Origin of the sequence: Lentzea cavernae (assembly GCF_014653695.1) — a bacterium.
In the GTDB taxonomy this organism is placed as follows: domain Bacteria; phylum Actinomycetota; class Actinomycetes; order Mycobacteriales; family Pseudonocardiaceae; genus Lentzea; species Lentzea cavernae.
Genome location: NZ_BNAR01000003.1, coordinates 392904 through 413046 on the forward strand (window position 1 = coordinate 392904; position 20143 = coordinate 413046).

A 20143-nucleotide genomic window follows, 5' to 3' on the forward strand; every position below is an offset into this window, starting at 1 on the left:
CCGAGTGAGGGCCTGACATGCCTGCAGCGATCCAAGACCGGCCGACCGCACAAGCGGGCAAGACACCACTGGTCGTGCGCCTGCTGGTGCTGGCCACGTTCGTCGTCATCCTCAACGAGACGCTCATGATCAACGCGATCCCGCGCCTCATGGAGTCGATGCACGTCACCGAACAGGCCGCCCAATGGGTGTCCACCGCGTTCATGCTCACCATGGCCGCCGTCATCCCCGTCACCGGCTGGTTCCTGCAGCGCGTCACCACCCGCCAGGGCTACGCGATCGCCATGGGCGTCTTCATCGCCGGCACCGCCCTCTCCGCGGCCGCACCGACGTTCACGATCCTGCTGCTGGGCCGCATCGTGCAGGCAGCAGGCACCGCCGTGATGATGCCGCTGCTGATGACCACCCTCATGACCGTCGTCCCCGAACAGGACCGAGGCCGCGTCATGGGCAACGTGACGCTGGCGATCTCAGTAGCCCCCGCGATGGGCCCCGCCATCTCCGGCCTGATCCTCCAACTCGGCTCGTGGCGCCTCCTCTTCGTCGCCGTCCTCCCCGTTGCCGGCGCCGTCACCTACTTCGGCCTGCGCCAGCTCGACAACATCGGCGAACCCCAGGTCAGCACCCTCGACTGGGCTTCGGCGGCCATGGCCACCCTCGGCTTCGGCGGCCTGGTCTACGGCCTGAGCCTCTTCGGCGAGGGCGCCGCCCACCTCGGCCCGAGCATCGGCATCGTCGTCGCAGGCGCCGCCACCATCGCGTTCTTCGTGATCCGCCAGCTCAAACTGCAGCGCACCGGCGCCCCGCTGATGGACCTCCGCACCCTCAAGCACCGCACGTTCGCCCTGTCACTGGCCCTCATGTGCATCGCGTTCCTGGCGATGATGGGCTCGATGATCCTGCTGCCGCTCTACCTGCAGAACCTCCGAGGCCTCACCCCGTTGCAGACGGGCCTGCTCCTCATGCCGGGCGGCCTGGCCATGGGCGTCCTCGGTCCCACGGTCGGCAGGATCTACGACCGCCTCGGCAGCCGCCCGCTGGTCCTCCCGGGCTCCATCGGCATCGTGCTCTCCCTGGCGGGCTTCACCCAGATCTCGACCACCATGCCGTACTGGCAGGTGCTGGCCCTCCACGCACTGCTGATGGTCAGCCTGGCAGCAACGTTCACCCCGATCTTCACCCTCGGCATGGGCGCCCTCCCGCCGAACATGTACCCGCACGGCAGCTCGATCCTCGGCACCCTCCAGCAGGTCGCGGCAGCCGTCGGAACCGCCCTGGTCGTCACCGTCATGTCCGCCCGCACCACCTCCCTGGTGGCCGACGGCACCGCAACCGCCGCAGCCCAGCTGAGCGGCATGAAGCTGGCCTTCGTGATCGCCACCGTCCTGGCCGCGGGCACCATCGTCGTGGCGGCCCTGCTGCCGAACCGCACCACCACGTCCGGCGAGGTCATGGCCCACTGAACTACTCGCTTCGGGCTGCGTTCCACCGATGAGTTCTCAGGGCCGCGCCGGTCTGCACGCCGAAGACCAACTCACGGAAGGCTGCCGCCATGCGCAAACTCTTCTTCGGCATGAACGTGTCCCTGGACGGCTACATCGCCGCACCCGGCGACAACATCGACTGGGGCGTGCAAAGCGACGAGCTGTTCCAGCAGTGGACCGAGCTGGAACAGGAAACCACCCTGTCGCTCTACGGCCGCAAGCTGTGGGAATCGATGAGCTCCTACTGGCCGACCGGCGACCAGCAACCGAACGCCACCCCGGCACACGTCGAGTTCGCCAGGAACTGGCGCGACACCCCCAAAGTGGTGTTCTCCTCCACCATCGACAAGGTCGACTGGAACACCCGCCTGGTCACCGGCGACGCGATCGCCGAGATCACCCGGCTCCGAGCCGAGGACGGCGGCCTGGTGAAGATCGGCGGCGCGACCCTCGCCGGGGCGGCCATGCGGGCCGGGTTGATCGACGAGTACGTCCTGGTGACCCACCCGGTCCTGGTGGGCAGTGGCAAGCCCTTCTTCACGGCGTTGGACAGCTGGGTGAACCTGAATCTGGTGGAGACGCGGACCTTTCCCGGCGGGGTGTTGCTGACCAGGTACGAGACGAGGCGCTGAGCGGTCGGGCCACGCGGGTCGAGAGGTCACGGAGTAAAGCGCGTCAAAGGAGTGTCAGCGATCTTCCAAAGCGAAACCCCCAGGCCTGTGACCTGGGGGTTTGGTGGGCCGCCAGGGACTCGAACCCTGAACCCGAAGAGTAAGAGCCTTCGCTTGGCGTTGTTCGTCGATCTTCCTCGACAGTGCTCACTACCTGCGTGGATGCGGTCATGATCTGAGCACTGTGGACAGTCGCATCTCGACGTTTGTCGTCGTTTTGTGAGAGTTAAGTGTGGGTTGATCTTGGTCTTCTGGACCCGCCCACACCCCTGCCGTCATCCCGACACTGAGCCTCGAACGCGGCCGGTGATGTTGGGTCAAGGTACTCGTTCCAGCCTTGACGCGCCGTCGCCGGCCGTTGTCATGCTTGCGGCGTCGGGGTGGCTCGGCCTGGTGCTCGTTGAGTGTTCCCGCGGCTTCGTCTGGTGCCTGATCGGTGGCAAGGCGGCGCAGCCGTCGCGGCAGTCGAGCGCCGTGCACAGCCGACCTGGGTGACTGTGCTGGCGCTCGTAGGGAGCTGAGGACGAATCAAGCTCGGATCGGGTGGGCCGTCAGGTGGCGCCTGATGTCCGGCGCGCAGCGCCGCCCGGCCGACCGGCGCAGCGGAGCGGATGCCGGGAGTGCCGGGATGGATGCTGGTGCAGCGCCAGACCGCACGCGCCGCCAGCGGCGGCGCCTTGATTCCGTAGAGTGCAATTCGGCAAAGTAGAAAATTGCACTTCGCGCTAGCTCATTCGCCCTCAGCTATCCAGGCTTGAGGCACCAACGCTTCGCCGTCACGCCACTTCTCGACAATGGCGTCTTGAAACCAGTCGGCACTTCGAAGATCGGCGTGGTCAGTGACAATCGCTTGGAACTTGCCGTCTGATGCCGTCGCCAGGCGGTGAAAGAGGACCAAGATACGCGAGAGTGCGGCTCTGTCCTCATCCTCAAGCTCGACATCTCCAGGGGTCTGGTCGGGCGGAAAGTAGACCTGAGATGGCTGATCCACAACTACCAGGCCCGGAACAGGGGAGGAATGCTCAATGAAATAGTAGTGAAGCGACAGCAAGGTCACTACATGATAGCCAAGCCAGTTTTCGCCGCTGCCGATCTCCTTCAGTTCGCGAGGGCCTGACTCTGTATCGACGATAACCGTCAGGTTTCGGTGATCCAAACGAACTGGAGAGTTGGCGTGTTCAAGACCGAGTTCGTTTGCGAGCTGTGTCATCGTGTTAGATATTCGTGACACCGCACTTTCAAGACGTTGAGCTGCGGCTTCCGGATCGAGTTCGGTCCGGAGTGTAAGCGCCCGATCTTCAAGTGTGCCGAGTAGATCCGACACGGCCATGTCTCCGACCGAGGTGGTTGCGCTTTCAAGATAAAGGCTGATTCGCCCACGAACGAGTGCCTTCTGTACAGCTCGGTCACGAGCCAAAAGCAAGCGCTCTTGGGTGCTGATGGCTTCGTCAATCTGCACTTGATTCAACCTCAGCTGTTCGCTTACTGATCGACGCGTTTCTCGATTAGAAGCAAGTGCATTCTGAATGGCTGGAATATTCTCGCGTACGTCGCTGATCTGACTATCTATTTCAGCCAGGTGTTCTTCCAGCTCCGCGACCGTCGTGACAGGCTGCGTTAGCTCTGATTCGCAGACCGGACAGGATTCTGCTGACTGGCGTTCGCCTCTGGTTATGCGGAGGAGGCCAATCGACTGCAGTCTAGCTCCTTGTTCCGCCGCCTCGCCATCAAAATCAGAATGAGCGCCTAGCAATCGCTGGAGGTTGTCTGCCTCTGCCCTGAGCTGCTGGCTCTGGTTCCGAAGTTCGGACCTGCGTGCAAATAGGGAATCCAACTCTTCGGATGCTATCTCATCGTCGATCAGGCGACCTTCGCCGGACTCGACGGCCTGGCTCAAATAACGTATTGCCTGACCCTGGTCCAGAGTGGTCAGATCGACCTGATCAATCAGGTTCGCTTCCTGGGCCTCACGTATGAGCGCTATCGTGCGGCCGGACACCAGACTGATTGACCTGGCTTCATTGATAGTACGTGAGAGGCTTCTGATCTCCCGCTCGATATCGCGCAACGCGACGCGCTTTGGCAGGTAGTCCGGACTGACGGTGCGGAGGAAATATGGTAGAGAGTCTTTGATTGCTTGGTCGACGAACTTCTGGCCCTGAGAGTGAAATAGAATCGAGGGGTTTGCGATCTCCTCCTGTGCCTGAAACACAAAATGCAGGCTGTGTCGGATGTTTACGGCGAACCGCTCGCGTGTGCCGCTACCGACTTCCGTGATGTTCGCCTCGATGCCGACAAGTCGCGAGAGGAACGCGCGAGCTCCGCCCAAGTCCATATTGTCAGTCAAGTCCTCCAAAGACGGTGCGACCTGATCCTGAGAACGGAAGCTTGCATGCATCGTCGTGGTCGATTTTCTGCCGTCGCGTGGCAAACCGCGCGACGTGACCGCGACTCCTTGGTCAGTATGGAGCTCCAGGGCAACCCTGCTGACGTGCTTGCGAATAACGCCTGTTGGAATGTGGCAGCTTGTACTCGCAAGACAGTAGTCAATTATGTGAAGTACGGAACTCTTTCCGGTCTTGGACGCTCCCGTGATGACGTTAAGTGAGCCGAGCTTGAATGGAAGTTTTCGTACTTCACCCTTGTTGGAGTAGAGGTAGATCGCGCCAATCTGAAAGGTCATGGCCGGACTCCCAAAAGCGCTGATACTGTCGACTCACTCCCGCTCAACGCGAACCACCGTCCGAGGTATAGCGCCGCTTTCTGGCAATCCTGAACTTCCGAGGTTACGCCAGAAATCGTCTTCTTTGGTCCCTGGTCGGTTGGGTGCAGGCGCCCGTGGTGCAACGTGAAAATCCTATGGTTCAGGCCAAACATTAAGGCATTATTGAGGTACGGGAGAAGTGCTGTGCACGTAGGGGCGATAAGCGTGACTACCTTGGCATTATCGTTTGTCCAAGTGCCAAGCTTGCTGGCAACAGTCATCGTAAGTGCGGATCGCATGTCTATGCGCAACGACATAGATACGGCCACGTAAGCCAAAAGCGTCGACATGCCGACAGTGGTCCGCTCCCTCTCAAACCCCTCTGATGATCGGCGAAGCAAGAGAGAAAGGAACGCGGGATTATACAGCAGGTATTCTTCTCGGGGTGCGTCTCTGGAATGTCTAGGCATCCTGGGCCGCCGGTTCCAGTAGCGTCATCAACTTAGCTACGAACTCAGGATGCCAGCCGACTCGACGGTCATCGGACAAAATCTGGTATGAGCCCCGAGTGACGAATGGCTCTGTGCAGTACTGCCTGATCGGAGCTGGATGCGCCTGTTCCACCCACGCATACACGCGCTTTGCGGCGGCAGTCTTCTCTTCTTCGGCAGCGTCGGGCGATATGTCGTCGGCGATCTGGTCAAAGACTATTTCCCATTCGTCGACCAATCGGCGCTCGAATTGCTCAATCTCGCCAGGAAATATCAGACCGTGGCGAAGCCACTGCGACCTTTGTGCATAAGCGCGGAGATAGTCGCGCACCGCTGTTTGTATCCTCTTCGCGCTCACGTGTGCGATCGAGAGCTGGTGATAGAAGATTCGATCAGCAAACTTGTCTACATCAGGGCTGGTCTCAGATGCAATTCCAGAGTCTATGGGAAGATTGTCGGGGCGTAGCTGATCGCGAAGTTCGGTGGTGTAGGCATCGAGATCTGCTGCATGTATCCGAGTTTGCTTGTTTGACATGCATGCCAGGCACTGTTGAAACCACCAACCTTCGAGCCGCTGGATGAGGAACTCCAGGTGATGCTCTCGGGTTCCGATTCTGAAGAATTGTTTGATTCCCTCTAGTATGAGGTCGTTGTCTTGGCTATCAGGTACTACGTGAACAGATTGCAGAAGTTCTAGTTTCTGTTCGTCGCTCAACTCGTTGTAGGCCTGGATTCCCTTGCTGTTGTCCTTGCTTTTTGATTCGCTTGCTGCCAAGTCGAGCTTGGTTCGAGCTAGGACCGGATCCCTTTGCTCGTTGTCCTGAAGTAGGTAGCCTGCTGAATCTGCTTTGACCTCGGCCGTTGTGACAAGATAGAGGTCTGTTTCCGCTGGTACGATGCTGCCAGCGCGCAGCCCTTCGCACCAAATTCGGAGTGTCTTCCAAAGGTCTGTGGCGTGATCGCTAAGTATCACGCCTTCTTTGCGTAGCTTGAGTTGCCGTAGCTCCCGCTTTTCATCGGCGACAATTTCAACGTCATCGCCGGCCTCGATAGCTACGGTCCAGTCAAGCCCGCTAGCGAAGATCCGTTCGAGGGACCTAAACAGTGAGTATCGAAATTGGTATGCGTACCCTAATGCTGAGGCACTTGCTTCGAATTTCGACTCACCGTTCATTTTGGCCTCTTTTCGGCTTCTCCTCGTCATGCATGTTACGTTCGGTCTTCGGTGTTGTCATTAACCCATCGGAGTACGGCTAGCGGATGTTACTGTCCCTAATCGGGCGTGTGGAGCGGATCTGTTGGTGCGTGCGCTGGGAGTGGGAGACATGGACGGTCTGGTGCCCTGGGCGACTGACCTGGCCAGAAGTTTGCTGTCCGAGCCATGTCCGTCTCGCTGGGAGCACGTGCGCGGCGCAGCCTCCCAGGCGACGTTGGCAGGCAAGTTGTTCACGCCTGTAGACGCTGATCTGCTTGTTGCATCGGCAGTCCTTCACGACATTGGTTACGCGCCAAGCCTTGCTTGCACTGGGTTCCACCCGCTGGACGGTGCCGTTTACCTGGAAGCCGCTGGTGCGCCTCCGCGTCTCTGCGCCCTGGTGGCGCACCACTCGTACGCATATCTGGAGGCAGAGCTTCGTGGAATGACTGCCTCACTTGCGCGGTGGACCGACGAGATGACACCGGTTCGCGACGCTCTCTGGTGGGCTGACATGACAACCACGCCCAAAGGGCAAGCAACGAACGTTCTCGACCGCATCGAAGAGATTCAGAAGCGCTACGGCCCAGATAATCTAGTTGCGTTCTTCGTTCGGCAGGCGGCACCTGAGCTGATTGCTGCCGTGGAGCGAACCGAGGCGCGGTTTCGTACCGCAAGCATAGATGTTAGGTGAAGTAGGGCTGCGCGCGGTCGGCCAATCCATGTTCGATGCGAAGCCTGATGGAGGGGTGAATCTCCAGTTCTTGCAAACGTGCAGGTGCGATCCATTTAACTTCCCTGGATTCACTGCTGGTTCGCAGTTCGCCGCCAATGTACTTTGCATAGAAGCAGATGGAGAACTCCTGTCGTACTTCACCGTCATCGTATTCGATCACGTGTGAAGGGTTTGAGTAGAGTCCAACTAGGCCTGTAACCTCAACTTGGACACCAGTTTCTTCCTCGACCTCGCGAATGACGGCTTGCGACAGAGTTTCACCGATATCTTGGCCTCCGCCGGGAAGCGCATATTTATTGTTGTCGGTACGGCGGATCATGAGTAGGTGGCCCGCTTCGTCGCGGACGATGGCACTTACGGCTGGGTGGATGCTGTTCGCCGTCGGCGCATTGGGGTCGTTGTAGTGATCTATGCGGGCCACGGCAGGCTCCTCAGAAATTCGTGCGCTTGGCGGATGCCCAGACGGTCTCCAGGCTCTCGGAGTAGGTCTCGAACAAATCCCCGGCTGACAGCCGTCGCAGGTGCAGCGCGGGCGCATGGGCACCGGGGAACCCGTAGACGTGGGTGTTGACGATCATCTCGTCGTCGAAGCGGAAGACCGAGTTGTAGAGCGTGGTCTTGTGCAGGCGGATCTCGACGTTGGGCGCGTCGACCAGCGGCCGGACGAACGCCAGCGCGTTGCGGATGCGTGCGGCGACGGTGCCCTTGCCAAGCTGCTCTTCCTCAGAACGTCGGGACGCCTCGCGGCCGGCCGGGTCGCCGAACAGGAGCCGGACCTTCGCGCCGTTCTCGGCCTTCGCGCGCAGCTCCTTCGCGAACATCGGGCGCTCCACGAGGAACAGCGCCGCGAGGGACAGGACTTCGATGTGTTCGGTGGCGTCGCTGAGCAGCCGGTCCCACAAGTCCGCGGGGATGTTGTTGCGGTGCGGGTAGACCTTCACGACCTCGGACTCGGCGATCTCGGCCTTGCGCTCCGCGGCTACCGCGTCGGGCCAGAGGTAGTGCTCGGTCTCGCGGACCATCGATGCGATGGCGTTGCGGTGGCGCGGGTACGGGATGCGTCCCCTCGTGATCCAGCGTTCGACGGTCTTGGGATCGACGCCGGTCGCGCGGGCCACGTGGTCGAGGCTCAAGCCGTTGCGTAGCAACGTTTCGCGTAGGCGGTCGTTGGCCATCTGCCCTCCCGAGGGATGACTAGGGACGACTTCAACGTAACAGAGACGTCCTCAGAAATCCCGCTGTGCGGTGCTTGCGTCCTCGTGTTTCGCCGAAAGTCGTAGGTGTCGAGAACGGCTGACAGCAGGTCAGGCGGCACAGACGACAGGAGCAAGACGATGGCGATCACAGGTGGGAGCAGGCTCCCGGCGGGTCATGACTTCGTGTTCCCGAGGGGCGCGCTCGTCATGGGCGTCGAGCCGGTGCTGAAGTTCCAGTCCGCCGATGAGCGGGCTAAGGGCCTGCCGGTGGAGCAGGAGAAGGACAAGGAGACGGGGCTCCTGGTGTGGTCGGTACTGGTGATCGACCAGGCGGCGGAGCGCAAGACGGACGCGGTGGTCACGGTGAAGATCTCCGCGCCTCACCAGCCGGTGCCGCCGGAGGCGATCCCCGGTACGGACGTGCGGCCGGTGGTCTTCGAGGGGCTGACGGTCACGCCGTGGATCGATGACAAGGGGTGCCGTGCCACGCACGCCGGTGAGCGTCACCGGTGCCGGGCGAAGTTGGGCTACAGCTTGCGGGCGTCTGGCATGAAGCCGGCTGTCAGCAAGCCTGCCGCTAAGGCCGCGTAATGCCGGACATGGTGCGGGTCCACGTGACCGCCGATCTCCCGATGCGTCCCCTCGCGATGCCGTTCGCGGACCGGGTCGAGCTGCGGTTCGGCAAGGCGTTCCCCGTGGTGCTCGTGGTCGACCGCGATGCGGTGCCTCGGCTGCGGGAGATTCTGGACGAGGGGTGGAAGGCGCTTCAGGCGTCGGCTGCCCGGCAGGAAGGTGGGCAGTGATGGGCTTCAACGCCACCTGCACGCCTGGGCGGGACGCTGCTGCGGCGATGGTTCGAGTGACGCCGCAGGTTCTGGCGCTGGTCATCTACCTGGACCCGGTCAACATCGCGATCCAGCTCCCGCCGTTCCCTGGCGGGTCGGACGTGCTGATGCGGTTCTGTCGGGAGCTGTCGCGTGAGGCGTCCAAGCTGGCGGATCACCTCGGCAGTCAGGAGGGGCGTCACGCCCTGGCGGAGGGAGATCCTGATGTCCGCGGTTGAAGCGATGCATTGGGGCCTGGCGGAGCAGGTCAGGACGTTGAGCGAAGCGCATGACGTGTTGAGCAAGCTGCTTCCCCACCCGAAGTCCAAGCCCGACGTGCTGAAGGACTACTACCTGCGCTCGGCCGCTATCTACGCGCGCGTCGCGGAGACGGACCGCAGTCACCACCACGAGGCCATGTATTGGGCGACTCGTGAGCGCGAGAAGGGCGAGGCGATTCAGCTCCGCAAGAGCTAAATAAGTCCTGTTTGGACAGAGCGCGTGACTCTGCTGGGTCACGTGGCGATGCCGCACGTCTTGTTGCGGTGCAAAGAGAACGTGAGACGCAGGAGCGGAACCCGGCTACCAACCTCGCCGCTCCTGCGTTGTCCACCCAACTCAGGAGTGAACAACGATGAGCGTAGAGCCTGAGCGCATCCGTGCGCTAGACGGGGCCACAAAGCAACTGCTGTGGGATCGGATGATCTCCAGCAAGCAGACCGTTTCCACCTATGCCGTGATGCTCGACGGCGGCACCCTGGAGACGATGGAACTCTCGGCCGCACAGGCTGAGGGCTTCGAGTGCCTGACCTGTAAGGCGCAGTGCTCCACGGGTGCGGAAGCCTTCGTGCCGGTTGGACGCATTCCAAGCGTTGGCAGTGTCTTTCAGTGCGTCGCGTGCTCGGGCGGTGCGCGATGAGGGGCAACCGCTGGGTCGATCCCGCACCGTTTGAGGGCGCACGCCCGCAGGTTCCTTGGTGGATATGGCTTCCCGGCTGGGTCAAGCTCGTACTCGCGCCGCTCGCACTGGTGTGGCTGACGGTTCGTCTGGCCGTGAAACTCACCGTACTGGCCATCCACTATCCGGTTATGGTGACGCTTGGCCTCGGCGGCTACGTCGCCTATCGGCAGTTCGGGTTGTCGCCGCTGGTCCTGGCGCTGTTGTCGCTGGTGTGTGCCCTGACCGTTTGGTACGGCCTCGATCGGGCGTCATTTCTCCGGCACGGCTGGTATCGGCTGCTGACTGAGTGGCGGCGGCTCACGGTCTACGTGCCGCAATGGCGCACCGTGATGCGGCTCGCCGAGCTTGCGAAGGAAGTCCGCGGGAAGGAGTACCTCCCGAAGCTGCGCCGCGTCCGGTCCGAGGGTTGGCGTGACAAGGTCCGCGTGCGAATGATCCCGGCACAGTCTCCAGAGCAGTGGGAAGCACGTCGGGACAACCTGGCTCACTCGTTCAACGCCCGATCTTGCCGGGTCAGGGTGCTCAAGCCACGCGTGCTTGAGCTCGACTTCATCCACGCTGACCCGCTGGCGCGTCCGGTCGCGGTGCCGCAGCTTGCCGACGCGGGAGAGGTCGACCTCAAGCGTGTGGTCGTCGGCCGTACTGAGACCGGGAAGCCCTGGCGGCTGAAGCTACTCGGCTCGCAGGTGCTCGTGGTCGGCGTACCTGGCGCAGGCAAGGGCTCGGTGCTCTGGTCGATCGTCTGGCAGCTCGCTCCGGCTATCAGGGCCGGCATGGTCCGACTCGTCGGCATCGATCCCAAGGGCGGGATGGAGCTGGGTCAGTGTCCGGACGCGTTCGAGAAGGTCATCTACGACAATGGGCCGGAAGCTGTTGCCCTGCTTGAAGAAATCGCCGCAGAAGTCAAGGAGCGTGCCTCTCGATACCGGGGCATCCGGCGGCTCTGGACTCGCAACACTGGTGAACCGTTCACGGTCCTGATCGTGGATGAGCTGGCCGACCTGATCGCCTACCAGCCGGACAGGAACCTCCGCGAACGCGCCACCCGCGCTGTCCAGACGATCACTTCGCAGGGGCGTGCTCCTGGCTATGCCGTCGTCGGCCTGGTCCAAGACCCGCGCAAGGAAGTGGTCGCCTTCCGGCACCTCTTCACGACCCGTGTGGCGCTGCGCCTGGACGAACCGGTGCAGGTCGACATGGTCCTGGGCGATGGCGTCCGGCAACGCGGTGCGGCGGCTCATGAGATCAGCGAGAACACGCCTGGTGTCGCCTGGCTCAAGGAGGACGGGCAGCGCGAACCCGAACGCGCGCGGGCTTTCCACGTCACGGACGCGGACCTGGTCGAGCTGGGCGTCTACCTCGCTCCCGCCACCGTCCACGAGTTCCCCGAGTTGACTGACGGGAGGGCCGCCGCATGACCGAGTACCTGAACCGCTCGGAGCGGATGAAGCAGCCGGCCGCGCTCGATATCGCTCGTGCTGTCGCCGAGGAACACGGCGTGTGCGTTCGGCCGCTGGCCAAGGAACGGATCGACCTCGACACCGGACGCGTGGACATCGTGCCCGTGCCGTGTGGTTCGACGGTCGCGAGTGTGTGCCCGACGTGCGCAGAGAAGAACCGGCGTCTGCGGATGGCGCAGTGTCGCGAGGGATGGCATCTGACCAGCGAACCGGACTTCACGCCGAACGCCCCGAGCAACGATCAGCGAGAGCTGACCGAGTACCGGGCTGACCTGGTCAAGGCCTTCCGCCTGGCTCTCGATGAGGGTGACGAGGTCGGCGCGGAGGAAGTGCGGGAGGAGGTCGCGGAGCTCGACGAAGAACTTCGGCAACTCGGAGTCCGCGGCTCACTCCCCTCTCTGGAAGTCCCGCTCAAGGCTGCGCGAAAGCGGTCGACCAGGCGGCGCCAGGACGCTCCGAACCTGCCTCGTCGGCCGGTCAGCAAGCGCACCGTTGGCAAGGTCTTCGGCGGCAAGTACCAGCCTTCGACGTTCCTCACGCTGACGCTCGACAGCTATGGCAAGGTGCGTAGCGACGGCACGCCTGTCGATCCCTCGATGTACGACTACCGCCGTGCGGCTCGGGACGCCGTGCACTTCGCGGCGCTGCTGGACCGGTTTGTACAGAACCTTCGGCGCTGTGTCGGCTGGGAGGTTCAGTACTTCTCGGCCGTCGAACCACAGCGGCGACTAGCTCCGCACTGGCACGCGGCGGTCCGCGGAAGCATCTCCCGTGCAGAGCTGCGGGCGGTCGCTGAGGCCACGTATCACCAGGTCTGGTGGCCAGCGCATGACGAGATCAAGTACAGCGGCGACAACCTGCCGGTATGGGACGTCCGGGCCAAGGGCTTCGTTGATCCGCAGACCCGAAGGGCCTTGCCGACCTGGGAAGAAGCGTTGGACGAGGTCGAGCGACCGGCGCACGTCGCGCGGTTCGGGGTGCAGGTGCACTCCAAGGGCATCCTCGGCGGGACCGAAGAGGCCGGCCGCCACATCGGCTACCTGACGAAGTACCTGACCAAGAGCATCAACGAGTGCTTTGAGGCGCAGACCGCCCGGCAGGAAAACCACGCGGAACGCCTCTGCGCAGAGCTCGCGGTCACGCCCTGCTCACCGCAATGCGTGCTGTGGTTGCTCTACGGCGTCCAGCCTCGTGGGGCTCGGCTATCGACTGTGCCGGGCAAGTGCAAGGGGAAGGCGCACAAGCGGACCACGCTCGGGGTGGCTGGTCGGCGGGTGCTGGTGTCGCGGAAGTGGTCGGGGAAGTCGCTCGCGGACCACAAGCACGACCGCAAGGCGTTCGTTCGGCAACTGTTGGCCGATGTCGGGATCAAGCCCGATGACCAGCCACAACGCCTCGTCTGGAACAACGTCCAGCCTGGCGACCCGAACGTGCCTCCACGGGCGCACCTGCTGTTGAGCGCCGTCGCAGAGCGCCGCAGGTGGAAGGCCGAATACACCGCCGCGCTGCTCGCATCCGCCGGACCTCCGGGGAGTTCGGCAACTCCGCAAGCTGCTTGATCTAGGGGGAGAAATCATGGACGCACAACAGTTTGAGCCACTGTGGACAGTCAGCGACGTCGCGCTCTTCTTGAACGTCCCGGTTCACACGCTCTACGGCTGGCGAACGAAGAACTACGGCCCTCCTGCTCGGCGCGTCGGCAAGCACCTGAGGTACCTGCCGTCCGAGGTGCGGAGCTGGTTCGAGCACTTGCTTGAGGAGGCGGCCTGATGGCGCGTCCGCCACTCGACATCGGCACGTACGGCGCGATTCGTTGCTATGAAACGGATTCAGGCTGGCGCGCGACCACGAAGTATCGCGACTACGACGGGAAGACTCGTCCGGTGGAGCGTTGGGCCAAGACCAAGACGGCAGCAGAACGGAGCCTCAAGAAAGCCCTCACCGAACGCAAGGGACCGTCCGGCAACTCGTTGACCCGAGACAGCCGGTTCAAGGAGGCCTTGGCTCAGTGGTTCACGAAGTTTCAGGCGCTCGCGGATGCCGGGAAGAGGTCTCCGAGCAGCGTCGACACGTACCGAAGCATCATGGATCGGCACGTGTTGCCTGGCCTTGGTGAGCTGCGCATTCACGAGATGTCGGTGGCGCGGATCGACGCCTTCCTGAGCGCGTTGTGGCGGTCGGTCAGCGTGGACACGGCCAAGACTGCTCGTTCGGTGATCTCGGGGGCCTTACGGATCGCTGTCAGGGACAAGGCGCTGGACACGAACCCGGTCAGGGAGGTGGAGCCGCTGGAGGCTGGGCGTAAGAAGAGTCCGCGGGCGCTCACGCTGGAGGAACGGATTCTCTGGCTGGAGATGCTGGAGTCCGATCCCAAGGCCGTGAAACGGGACCTGCCTGATCTGTCGCGCTTCATGATGGCCACGGGCGTCCGCATCGGTGAAGCGCTGGCCGTCTACTGGGATGCCGTCGACTTCGAGGCCGGCACGGTCGACGTGAACTACACGGTCATCCGGGTCAAGGGCGTCGGACTGATCCGGAAGTCGACCAAGACGGAGGCCGGTGAGCGAACCCTCCTGCTGCCGCAATGGGCGCTCGACATGCTGCGGCGGAGGCACAAGGCCACCAGCTTCCCGAACGGGCCGGTCTTCCCAGATGCCCTCGGCGGGCTTCGCGACCCGTCGAACACCCGGAAGGATCTCCGGAACGCTCGTGGCGGGGACGAGTTCGCTTGGGTGACCTCGCACGTCTTCCGGAAGACGGCGGCGACCATCCTCGATGAGTCGGGGCTCTCTGCGAGGCAGGTCGCAGACCAGCTCGGCCACGCTCGGCCGTCGATGACGCAGGACACCTACATGGGTCGCAAGACGGTCGACCGGCGGGCTGCTGACGCTCTGGAAGGGGCGCTCGGAGAGCCCAAAGATGATCAGGCAGAAGACGACGAAGTTGAGTGACCAGCAGTTTTGTGTGGGTTAAGTGTGGGGAGGGTCCGCCAAAGCGAAACCCCCAGGCCTGTGACCTGGGGGTTTGGTGGGCCGCCAGGGACTCGAACCCTGAACCCGAAGATTAAAAGTCTCCTGCTCTGCCAATTGAGCTAGCAGCCCTCGCCGGGACAGCCTACCGATCTCCACCTCCGCATGTCCTCCGGGTTGCCAACCTCACGGCCACCAGACCGCCAAAGAGACCAGACGCGGGCGAGGAAGAGGATCAGGCAAGAAGGCAGCTGGATCGTCGTACCCCCGCCAGGCCGGAAGAGCTGGAATTGGAGGCAGAAGGAACGACCACCAAGAGGAGCCAGGAACATGCCGCTCGACCACTACGTCACCCTCGGCCGCTCCGGCCTCCGCGTCAGCCCGTTCGCCCTCGGCGCGATGACCTTCGGTGAGGACCCCGGTGCCGCCGGCGCCAGTGTCGAGGAGTCGGAGAGGATCCTGAAGCACTACCTCGACCGGGGCGGGAACTTCATCGACACCGCCAACTTCTACACCAACGGGCACTCGGAGAAGATCCTCGGTGACTTCTTCCGGAGCAACGGGGGCAGGGACCGGGTGGTGCTGGCCTCCAAGTTCTTCTTCAACATGCACCCCGGTGACCCGAACGGTGGTGGGGCGGGGCGGGTGGCGATTCGCAAGCAGCTCCACGAGACGTTGCGGAGGCTCGGCACCGACCACCTGGACCTGTACTGGATGCACAACTGGGATCGGAACACGCCGATCGAGGAGACCATGCGGGTCCTCGACGACCTGGTGGGATCGGGCAAGGTGGGGTACGTCGGGTTCTCCAACGTGCCTGCTTGGGTGACGGCGCAGGCTCAGACGATGGCGGTGCTCAACGGCTGGACGCCGTTGGTCGCTTTGCAGGTCGAGTACTCGTTGCTGGCGCGGACGGTCGAGGGGGAGGTCGCGCCGCTGGCGCGGGACGCGGGTATGGCGCTGGTGCCGTGGAGTCCGCTCAAGAACGGGTTCCTGAGCGGTAAGTATCGGAGGAACGTGCAGGTCAGTGACTCTGCGCGGGCTGCTTTTGTCGCGCCGCCCACGGAGGAGGAGTTCGGGGTGATCGACGTGGTCAACGAGGTTGCGGCTGAGTTGGACGCCAGTGCCGCGGCGGTGTCGTTGGCGTGGCTTCGGCAGCGGCCCGGGACGGTGGTGCCGATCATCGGGGCGCGGAAGCTGGAGCACCTCGAGAGCAATCTTGACGAGGTCACACTGACCCACGAGCAGCTCGCGGTCCTCGACGAGGTGTCGAAGCCAGAGCTCAATTATCCCGCGCCGTTGCACGGTGAGCTGAGGGCGATGTTGCAGTTCGCCGGTGCGACGGTGGACGGGGAGGCGTCCGGCATCTATCCGCCGTTGTTGCAGAGCAGCTTTCGGTACTAGGTAGAGCCTGCTCCACCTCGAGAACGGAAGTGTGCGCGACTGCGCCGGGGTGCCTCCACACGGAAATCTGTCCTCACCACGGCAAGGGGAGGCACAGGATGAAGAAGACGCTGGTAGGAGTGCTGGCAGCGGCCATGTTGTTCAGCGGGACGGCGATGGCCGCGCCGCCCACCACTGTTCAGAAGCAGCTCGACGGGCTGACGAAGCAGCACGAGTTCCCGGCGGCGCTGGCCACCACCACCGATGCCGGCGGCAGGGCTACGCAGTACACGTCGGGTACGGCGGAGCTGGGGAAGAAGGCGCCTGTGCCGAGGAACGGGCAGGTGCGCGCGGGGTCCAACACCAAGGCGTTCGTGGCCGCGGTCGTGATGCAGCTCGTCGCGGAGAAGAAGGTCGAGCTGGACAAGCCGATCAACCACTACCTGCCCGGCGCGGTGAAGGACGACCGGATCACCGTCCGGCAGCTGCTCAACCACACCAGCGGCCTCGCGAACTACACGAACTACCTGGGGCTCGAGAAGTTCGAGGACCTGCGGCACCGGTACTTCGAGCCGCGCGAGCTGCTCGACGTCGGCAACGCGAACCCCGTCACGAACCAGCCGGGTGAGAAGTTCAAGTACAGCAACACGAACTACGTGCTGCTGGGTCTGCTGATCCAGAAGACCACCGGGCGGCCGGTCGCGGAGAACGTCGACAAGCGCATCGTCCAGAAGATCGGGCTCCGGGACACCTACTGGCCCGGTGTCGGTGACGAGACCATCCGCGGCAAGCACGCGAAGGGGTACTCGAAGACCGGCAACGGCATCGAGGACGTGACCGAGATGGACCCGAGCTGGGGCTGGGCGGCCGGGCAGATCATCTCGACGACCAAGGACCTCAACAGCTTCTACCGCGCGCTCCTCAACGGTGAGGTGGTGCCGCCGGCGCAGGTGAAGGAGATGCAGAAGACCGTGGACACCGCGGGTGAGATGTGGCCGGGCGCCGAGTACGGGCTGGGCATCGCCAGCTCACCGCTCACGTGCGGTGGCCGCTACTGGGGTCACGGCGGTGACGTCCACGGTTACGAGACGCGGGGTGGTGTCGCGCCGGACGGCAAGGCGTTCTCCGTTGCTGTCACGGCGTTGCCGGGCACGTTCCAGGACACGCCCGAGGAAGCCGGCAAGGCGCACGACGCGGTTCTGGCCACTGTGGACGCTGCTCTGTGCGGTGCCAAGTGATCGCCGTGGCGGCGCTGACCGCGCTCACCCTGCTCGTTCCCCAGCAGCTCGACGAGATCGTCAAGGACAGGACGCCGGGCCTCGAGGCCCACCTGAACGGGCACGACCACGCGCGGGGCAACGCGCCGGTCAACGGGCAGGTGCGGATCGGCAGCATCACCAAGTCGTTCGTGGCCGTCGCCACGCTGGAACTGGTGGCGGAGAACAAGGTCGAGCTGGATGGGCCCGCGAACAAGTACGTGCCGCACATCAAGGACGGCCGCATCACCGTGCGCCAGGTCCTGCAGCACACCAGCGGGTTGCCGGACTACGTGATCGACGTCGGCGTCCCCAAGATCGCCGACATCCGGGACAGGTACTTCGCACCGCACGACCTCCTGGACGTCGCCCTGGCGAAGACGCCGAGCTTCCAGCCCGGCGAGAGGTACGAGTACAGCAACACGAACTACGTCGTCGCCGGGCTGCTGATCCAGAAGGTGACCGGACGGCCGGTCGGCGAGGCGATCGGGAAGGTCATCGAGGAGGCCGGTCTCAAGGACACGTACTGGCCGAGCCAGGGCGAGCAGCGCATCCGCGGCCGTCACGCCCAGGCCTTCGCGCTGAGCGACCTGCTCGACCCGAAGTCGAAGGTGGTCGACGCGACCGACATCGAGACGTCCGCCGCCTGGGCGTCCGGCGCGATGGTCTCCACGCCGAGTGACGTCGCGAAGTTCTTCGAGGCGCTGCTGAAGGGCCGGCTCCTGCCGAAGGCGCAGCTCGACGAGATGCGCAGGACCGTCGCGGTCGACGAGAAGAGCGCCTACGGGCTCGGCCTCGAGAGCACGAAGCTCAGCTGTGGCGGGGTCTGGTGGGGCCACGGCGGGTCGATCCACGGCTGGGCGTCGCTGGGCGGTGCGACCGACGGCGGCAAGAGCGCGGCGATCACGCTCACCGCGTTGCCCGGGACGTTCGGTGACGACCCGATGAAGAAGTTCCAGCGGATGTTCGACGTGATGGACACCGCGCTCTGCAAGAAGTAGCGGACGTCAGCGGGCGTACCGGAGCACCCAGAGCATGTCCTGCTCGGTGACCGGTCCGTCCGCTGCGCACGCCATCAGCCAGTCCGTCAGCGCCTCCGGATCGATGCCCGCCCCGATCAGCACCAGCTGAGTCGGGGCGTCGTCGACCGCGGTGAACGACACGTAGGCGCCGACGGTGTGCAGCATGAACGTGCCGAGTGGGAACCGCACGAAACCTTTGGCGCGGAACAACCCCTCGGGCCGCGCGCTCAGGAAGTCCATGAACAGCTTGGGGTGCAACGGTTCCGCGTACTCGAACGACACGCTGTCGTACCGGGCGTGCGCGTGCGTGGAGTGGTCCTCCAGGTCGTCGAACGACAGCTGCCGCGGTCCGAGGTCCGGCGGCCGCACCTCGAACAGCAACGCCGGGTCGATCTGCCCGTACGTCACCGGCACGACCGGGGCGGTGCAGGGCAGCGACGGCGGCGACGGAACCCGGTCGACCTTGTTCAGCACCACCAGGTCGGCCAGTGCGAGGTCGCGCTCCAGGTGGGGCACGGCGTCGATCTCCACCGCGTCGACGACGTAGATCAGCCCGCCGTACGACACCCCCGGCGCCTGCACCACCATCCGCACCATGGCCGCCGGCTCGGCGAGTCCGGACGCCTCGATCACGATGACGTCCAGGTCCGCCGACGCGAGCTTGGTCAGCATCCCGTCCAGCTCGGTGCCGTCGACCGCGCAGCACAGGCAGCCGTTCGACAGCGACACCATCGAGTCGACCTGGGCGGAGACGGCGAACGCGTCGATGTTGATCCGCCCGAAGTCGTTCACCACGACGCCGATCCGCGTGCCGCCGGACGTGCGCAGCAGGTGGTTGAGCAGGGTGGTCTTGCCGGAGCCGAGGAAACCGGCGAGCACGACGACGGGGATCACGACGTCCGAGGCTAGCCGGTGAACTCCGCGTTCCTGCGCAACACCTCGTCGACGGTGCCGTCGAACGCCGCCGGGTGGACGACCAGCTCGTCGACGCCCAGGTCCTCGTACTCCCTGATCACCGCGGCCGACAGCGGCACCAGCGCGGACACGCTGATCCGGAAGCCGGAGGGGCGTTCGGGGAAACGGGCCAGGTGGCCGCGTATGTCCTCGGGAGTGCCGATGCCGAACCACCCCTGCGCACGGGTCACGGCCCGCCGGAACGCCGCGAGGCTGTGGCCGCCGACCACCACGCGCACGTTGGACGGCCGGGGGCGGGCGTCGATCCCCGAGAACGACACGAACCTGCCGGAGAACGACGGCGCCTCCGCGTGCCACAGCTGGTCCATCGCGTCCAGGTACTCGTCGGTCACGGCGCCGCGGTCGGCGAACGGCGCCCCGACCGCGGTCATCTCCGGTTCGAGGTAGCCCGCGCCGACACCGAGCGTGAACCGGCCGCCGCTGAGCAGGTCCAGCGACGCCACCTGCTTCGCGAGCACGAGCGGGTTGCGCTGGGGCAGGATCACGATCCCGGTCGCGAGTTCGAGAGAAGAAGTGACGGCCGCCACATAGCTCAGGTGGGTCAGCGGATCCACGAACACGGTGTCCGGTTCGGACGGTGACGGGTCGACGCGCGGTGACGGCAGCACCACGTGGTCGGACGCCCACCACGACCGGTAGCCGAGCGACTCCGCCAGCTGGGCGAGCCTCCTCGTCTCGTCGGGTCCTGCCGTGCCACCGATGTTGAGCCCCTGCACCCCGAAGTCCATGGTCGCGGCAACCATCGATTTCCATCGATCATTCCCGAAAGTGCAACGAAACAGCCCTTCGGCGCATCAGAATGGCGAGAAGGGGGGC

At 64.0% G+C, this 20143-nt stretch carries 22 protein-coding genes and 1 tRNA gene; 15 read left to right on the top strand and 8 right to left on the bottom strand.

Going from position 1 to position 20143, the window contains the following annotated elements; translation table 11 throughout:
• The first annotated feature begins 17 nt into the window (after window positions 1–17).
• Window positions 18–1463, top strand: coding sequence for an MDR family MFS transporter (locus IE307_RS11995; RefSeq protein ID WP_191297985.1), 1446 nt, complete (start codon window positions 18–20; stop codon window positions 1461–1463).
• 89 nt (window positions 1464–1552) lie between these two features.
• Window positions 1553–2116: a dihydrofolate reductase family protein gene (locus IE307_RS12000; RefSeq protein WP_191297986.1), complete on the top strand. Its 564-nt coding sequence runs from the start codon at window positions 1553–1555 to the stop codon at window positions 2114–2116.
• A gap of 769 nt (window positions 2117–2885) precedes the next feature.
• Here IE307_RS12000 and IE307_RS12005 read toward each other — a convergent pair.
• Genes IE307_RS12005 through IE307_RS12010 form a run of 3 tightly spaced genes read right to left on the bottom strand, consistent with a single transcriptional unit; the run spans window position 2886 to window position 6524 of the window.
• Complete coding sequence (locus IE307_RS12005; RefSeq protein WP_191297987.1) at window positions 2886–4838, bottom strand: DUF3732 domain-containing protein; 1953 nt, start codon at window positions 4836–4838, stop codon at window positions 2886–2888.
• Window positions 4835–5329: a three component ABC system middle component gene (locus IE307_RS47620; protein WP_373305990.1), complete on the bottom strand. Its 495-nt coding sequence runs from the start codon at window positions 5327–5329 to the stop codon at window positions 4835–4837. Before IE307_RS47620 ends, IE307_RS12005 begins: the two co-directional genes overlap by 4 nt.
• Complete coding sequence (locus tag IE307_RS12010; protein WP_191297988.1) at window positions 5322–6524, bottom strand: ABC-three component system protein; 1203 nt, start codon at window positions 6522–6524, stop codon at window positions 5322–5324. The genes IE307_RS47620 and IE307_RS12010 overlap by 8 nt, the downstream gene beginning before the upstream one ends.
• Before the next feature lie 151 nt (window positions 6525–6675).
• Here IE307_RS12010 and IE307_RS12015 point away from each other — a divergent pair, with 151 nt between their 5' ends.
• Window positions 6676–7239 (top strand): HD domain-containing protein, encoded by a 564-nt coding sequence (locus tag IE307_RS12015; protein WP_191297989.1) that lies wholly within the window; start codon window positions 6676–6678, stop codon window positions 7237–7239.
• On the opposite strand, the gene IE307_RS12020 is transcribed toward IE307_RS12015, so the two are convergent.
• Complete coding sequence (locus IE307_RS12020) at window positions 7232–7702, bottom strand: NUDIX hydrolase (protein WP_191297990.1); 471 nt, start codon at window positions 7700–7702, stop codon at window positions 7232–7234. The two genes, IE307_RS12015 and IE307_RS12020, sit on opposite strands and share 8 nt — an antisense overlap.
• A gap of 10 nt (window positions 7703–7712) precedes the next feature.
• Entirely contained in the window at window positions 7713–8456 is a 744-nt protein-coding gene (locus IE307_RS12025; protein WP_191297991.1) for a DUF5919 domain-containing protein, read from the bottom strand.
• A gap of 159 nt (window positions 8457–8615) precedes the next feature.
• Here IE307_RS12025 and IE307_RS12030 point away from each other — a divergent pair, with 159 nt between their 5' ends.
• From IE307_RS12030 to IE307_RS12070, 9 genes are all read left to right on the top strand, one after another.
• On the top strand, window positions 8616–9068 hold the full coding sequence (locus IE307_RS12030; protein WP_030471736.1) for a hypothetical protein: 453 nt from the start codon (window positions 8616–8618) through the stop codon (window positions 9066–9068).
• Window positions 9069–9091: 23 nt separating this feature from the next.
• Window positions 9092–9280, top strand: coding sequence for a hypothetical protein (locus IE307_RS12035; protein ID WP_229904634.1), 189 nt, complete (start codon window positions 9092–9094; stop codon window positions 9278–9280).
• Window positions 9280–9540 (top strand): hypothetical protein, encoded by a 261-nt coding sequence (locus IE307_RS12040; RefSeq protein WP_191297993.1) that lies wholly within the window; start codon window positions 9280–9282, stop codon window positions 9538–9540. The genes IE307_RS12035 and IE307_RS12040 overlap by 1 nt, the downstream gene beginning before the upstream one ends.
• On the top strand, window positions 9527–9778 hold the full coding sequence (locus tag IE307_RS12045; RefSeq protein WP_229904635.1) for an AMED_5909 family protein: 252 nt from the start codon (window positions 9527–9529) through the stop codon (window positions 9776–9778). Before IE307_RS12040 ends, IE307_RS12045 begins: the two co-directional genes overlap by 14 nt.
• A 157-nt stretch (window positions 9779–9935) precedes the next feature.
• Complete coding sequence (locus tag IE307_RS12050; protein WP_191297994.1) at window positions 9936–10220, top strand: hypothetical protein; 285 nt, start codon at window positions 9936–9938, stop codon at window positions 10218–10220.
• The gene (locus IE307_RS12055) at window positions 10190–11680 is read left to right on the top strand and encodes an FtsK/SpoIIIE domain-containing protein (RefSeq protein ID WP_308436354.1); all 1491 of its coding nucleotides are present in this window, start codon (window positions 10190–10192) and stop codon (window positions 11678–11680) included. Before IE307_RS12050 ends, IE307_RS12055 begins: the two co-directional genes overlap by 31 nt.
• Complete coding sequence (locus IE307_RS12060) at window positions 11677–13281, top strand: replication initiator (protein WP_191297995.1); 1605 nt, start codon at window positions 11677–11679, stop codon at window positions 13279–13281. Before IE307_RS12055 ends, IE307_RS12060 begins: the two co-directional genes overlap by 4 nt.
• 16 nt (window positions 13282–13297) lie before the next feature.
• Window positions 13298–13492, top strand: coding sequence for a helix-turn-helix domain-containing protein (locus tag IE307_RS12065; protein WP_191297996.1), 195 nt, complete (start codon window positions 13298–13300; stop codon window positions 13490–13492).
• Window positions 13492–14673, top strand: a complete 1182-nt coding sequence (locus IE307_RS12070; protein WP_191297997.1) for a tyrosine-type recombinase/integrase — start codon at window positions 13492–13494, stop codon at window positions 14671–14673. The genes IE307_RS12065 and IE307_RS12070 overlap by 1 nt, the downstream gene beginning before the upstream one ends.
• A gap of 74 nt (window positions 14674–14747) precedes the next feature.
• On the opposite strand, the gene IE307_RS12075 is transcribed toward IE307_RS12070, so the two are convergent.
• Window positions 14748–14823: transfer RNA gene (locus IE307_RS12075), tRNA-Lys, on the bottom strand.
• Between the two features lie 198 nt (window positions 14824–15021).
• On the opposite strand from IE307_RS12075, the gene IE307_RS12080 reads away from it, so the two are divergent.
• From IE307_RS12080 to IE307_RS12090, 3 genes are all read left to right on the top strand, one after another.
• Window positions 15022–16095 (top strand): aldo/keto reductase, encoded by a 1074-nt coding sequence (locus IE307_RS12080; protein WP_191297998.1) that lies wholly within the window; start codon window positions 15022–15024, stop codon window positions 16093–16095.
• Between the two features lie 98 nt (window positions 16096–16193).
• Window positions 16194–17312 carry a serine hydrolase domain-containing protein gene (locus IE307_RS12085; RefSeq protein ID WP_191297999.1) on the top strand — a complete coding sequence of 373 codons (1119 nt, stop codon included), beginning with the start codon at window positions 16194–16196 and terminating at the stop codon, window positions 17310–17312.
• Entirely contained in the window at window positions 17309–18331 is a 1023-nt protein-coding gene (locus tag IE307_RS12090; RefSeq protein WP_191298000.1) for a serine hydrolase domain-containing protein, read from the top strand. Before IE307_RS12085 ends, IE307_RS12090 begins: the two co-directional genes overlap by 4 nt.
• Before the next feature lie 6 nt (window positions 18332–18337).
• Here the strand turns inward: IE307_RS12090 and IE307_RS12095 are convergent, their stop codons facing one another.
• Entirely contained in the window at window positions 18338–19246 is a 909-nt protein-coding gene (locus IE307_RS12095; RefSeq protein WP_191298001.1) for a CobW family GTP-binding protein, read from the bottom strand.
• An 11-nt stretch (window positions 19247–19257) separates the two neighbouring features.
• The gene (locus IE307_RS12100; protein WP_229904636.1) at window positions 19258–20070 is read right to left on the bottom strand and encodes a TIGR03619 family F420-dependent LLM class oxidoreductase; all 813 of its coding nucleotides are present in this window, start codon (window positions 20068–20070) and stop codon (window positions 19258–19260) included.
• Window positions 20071–20143 lie beyond the last annotated feature (73 nt).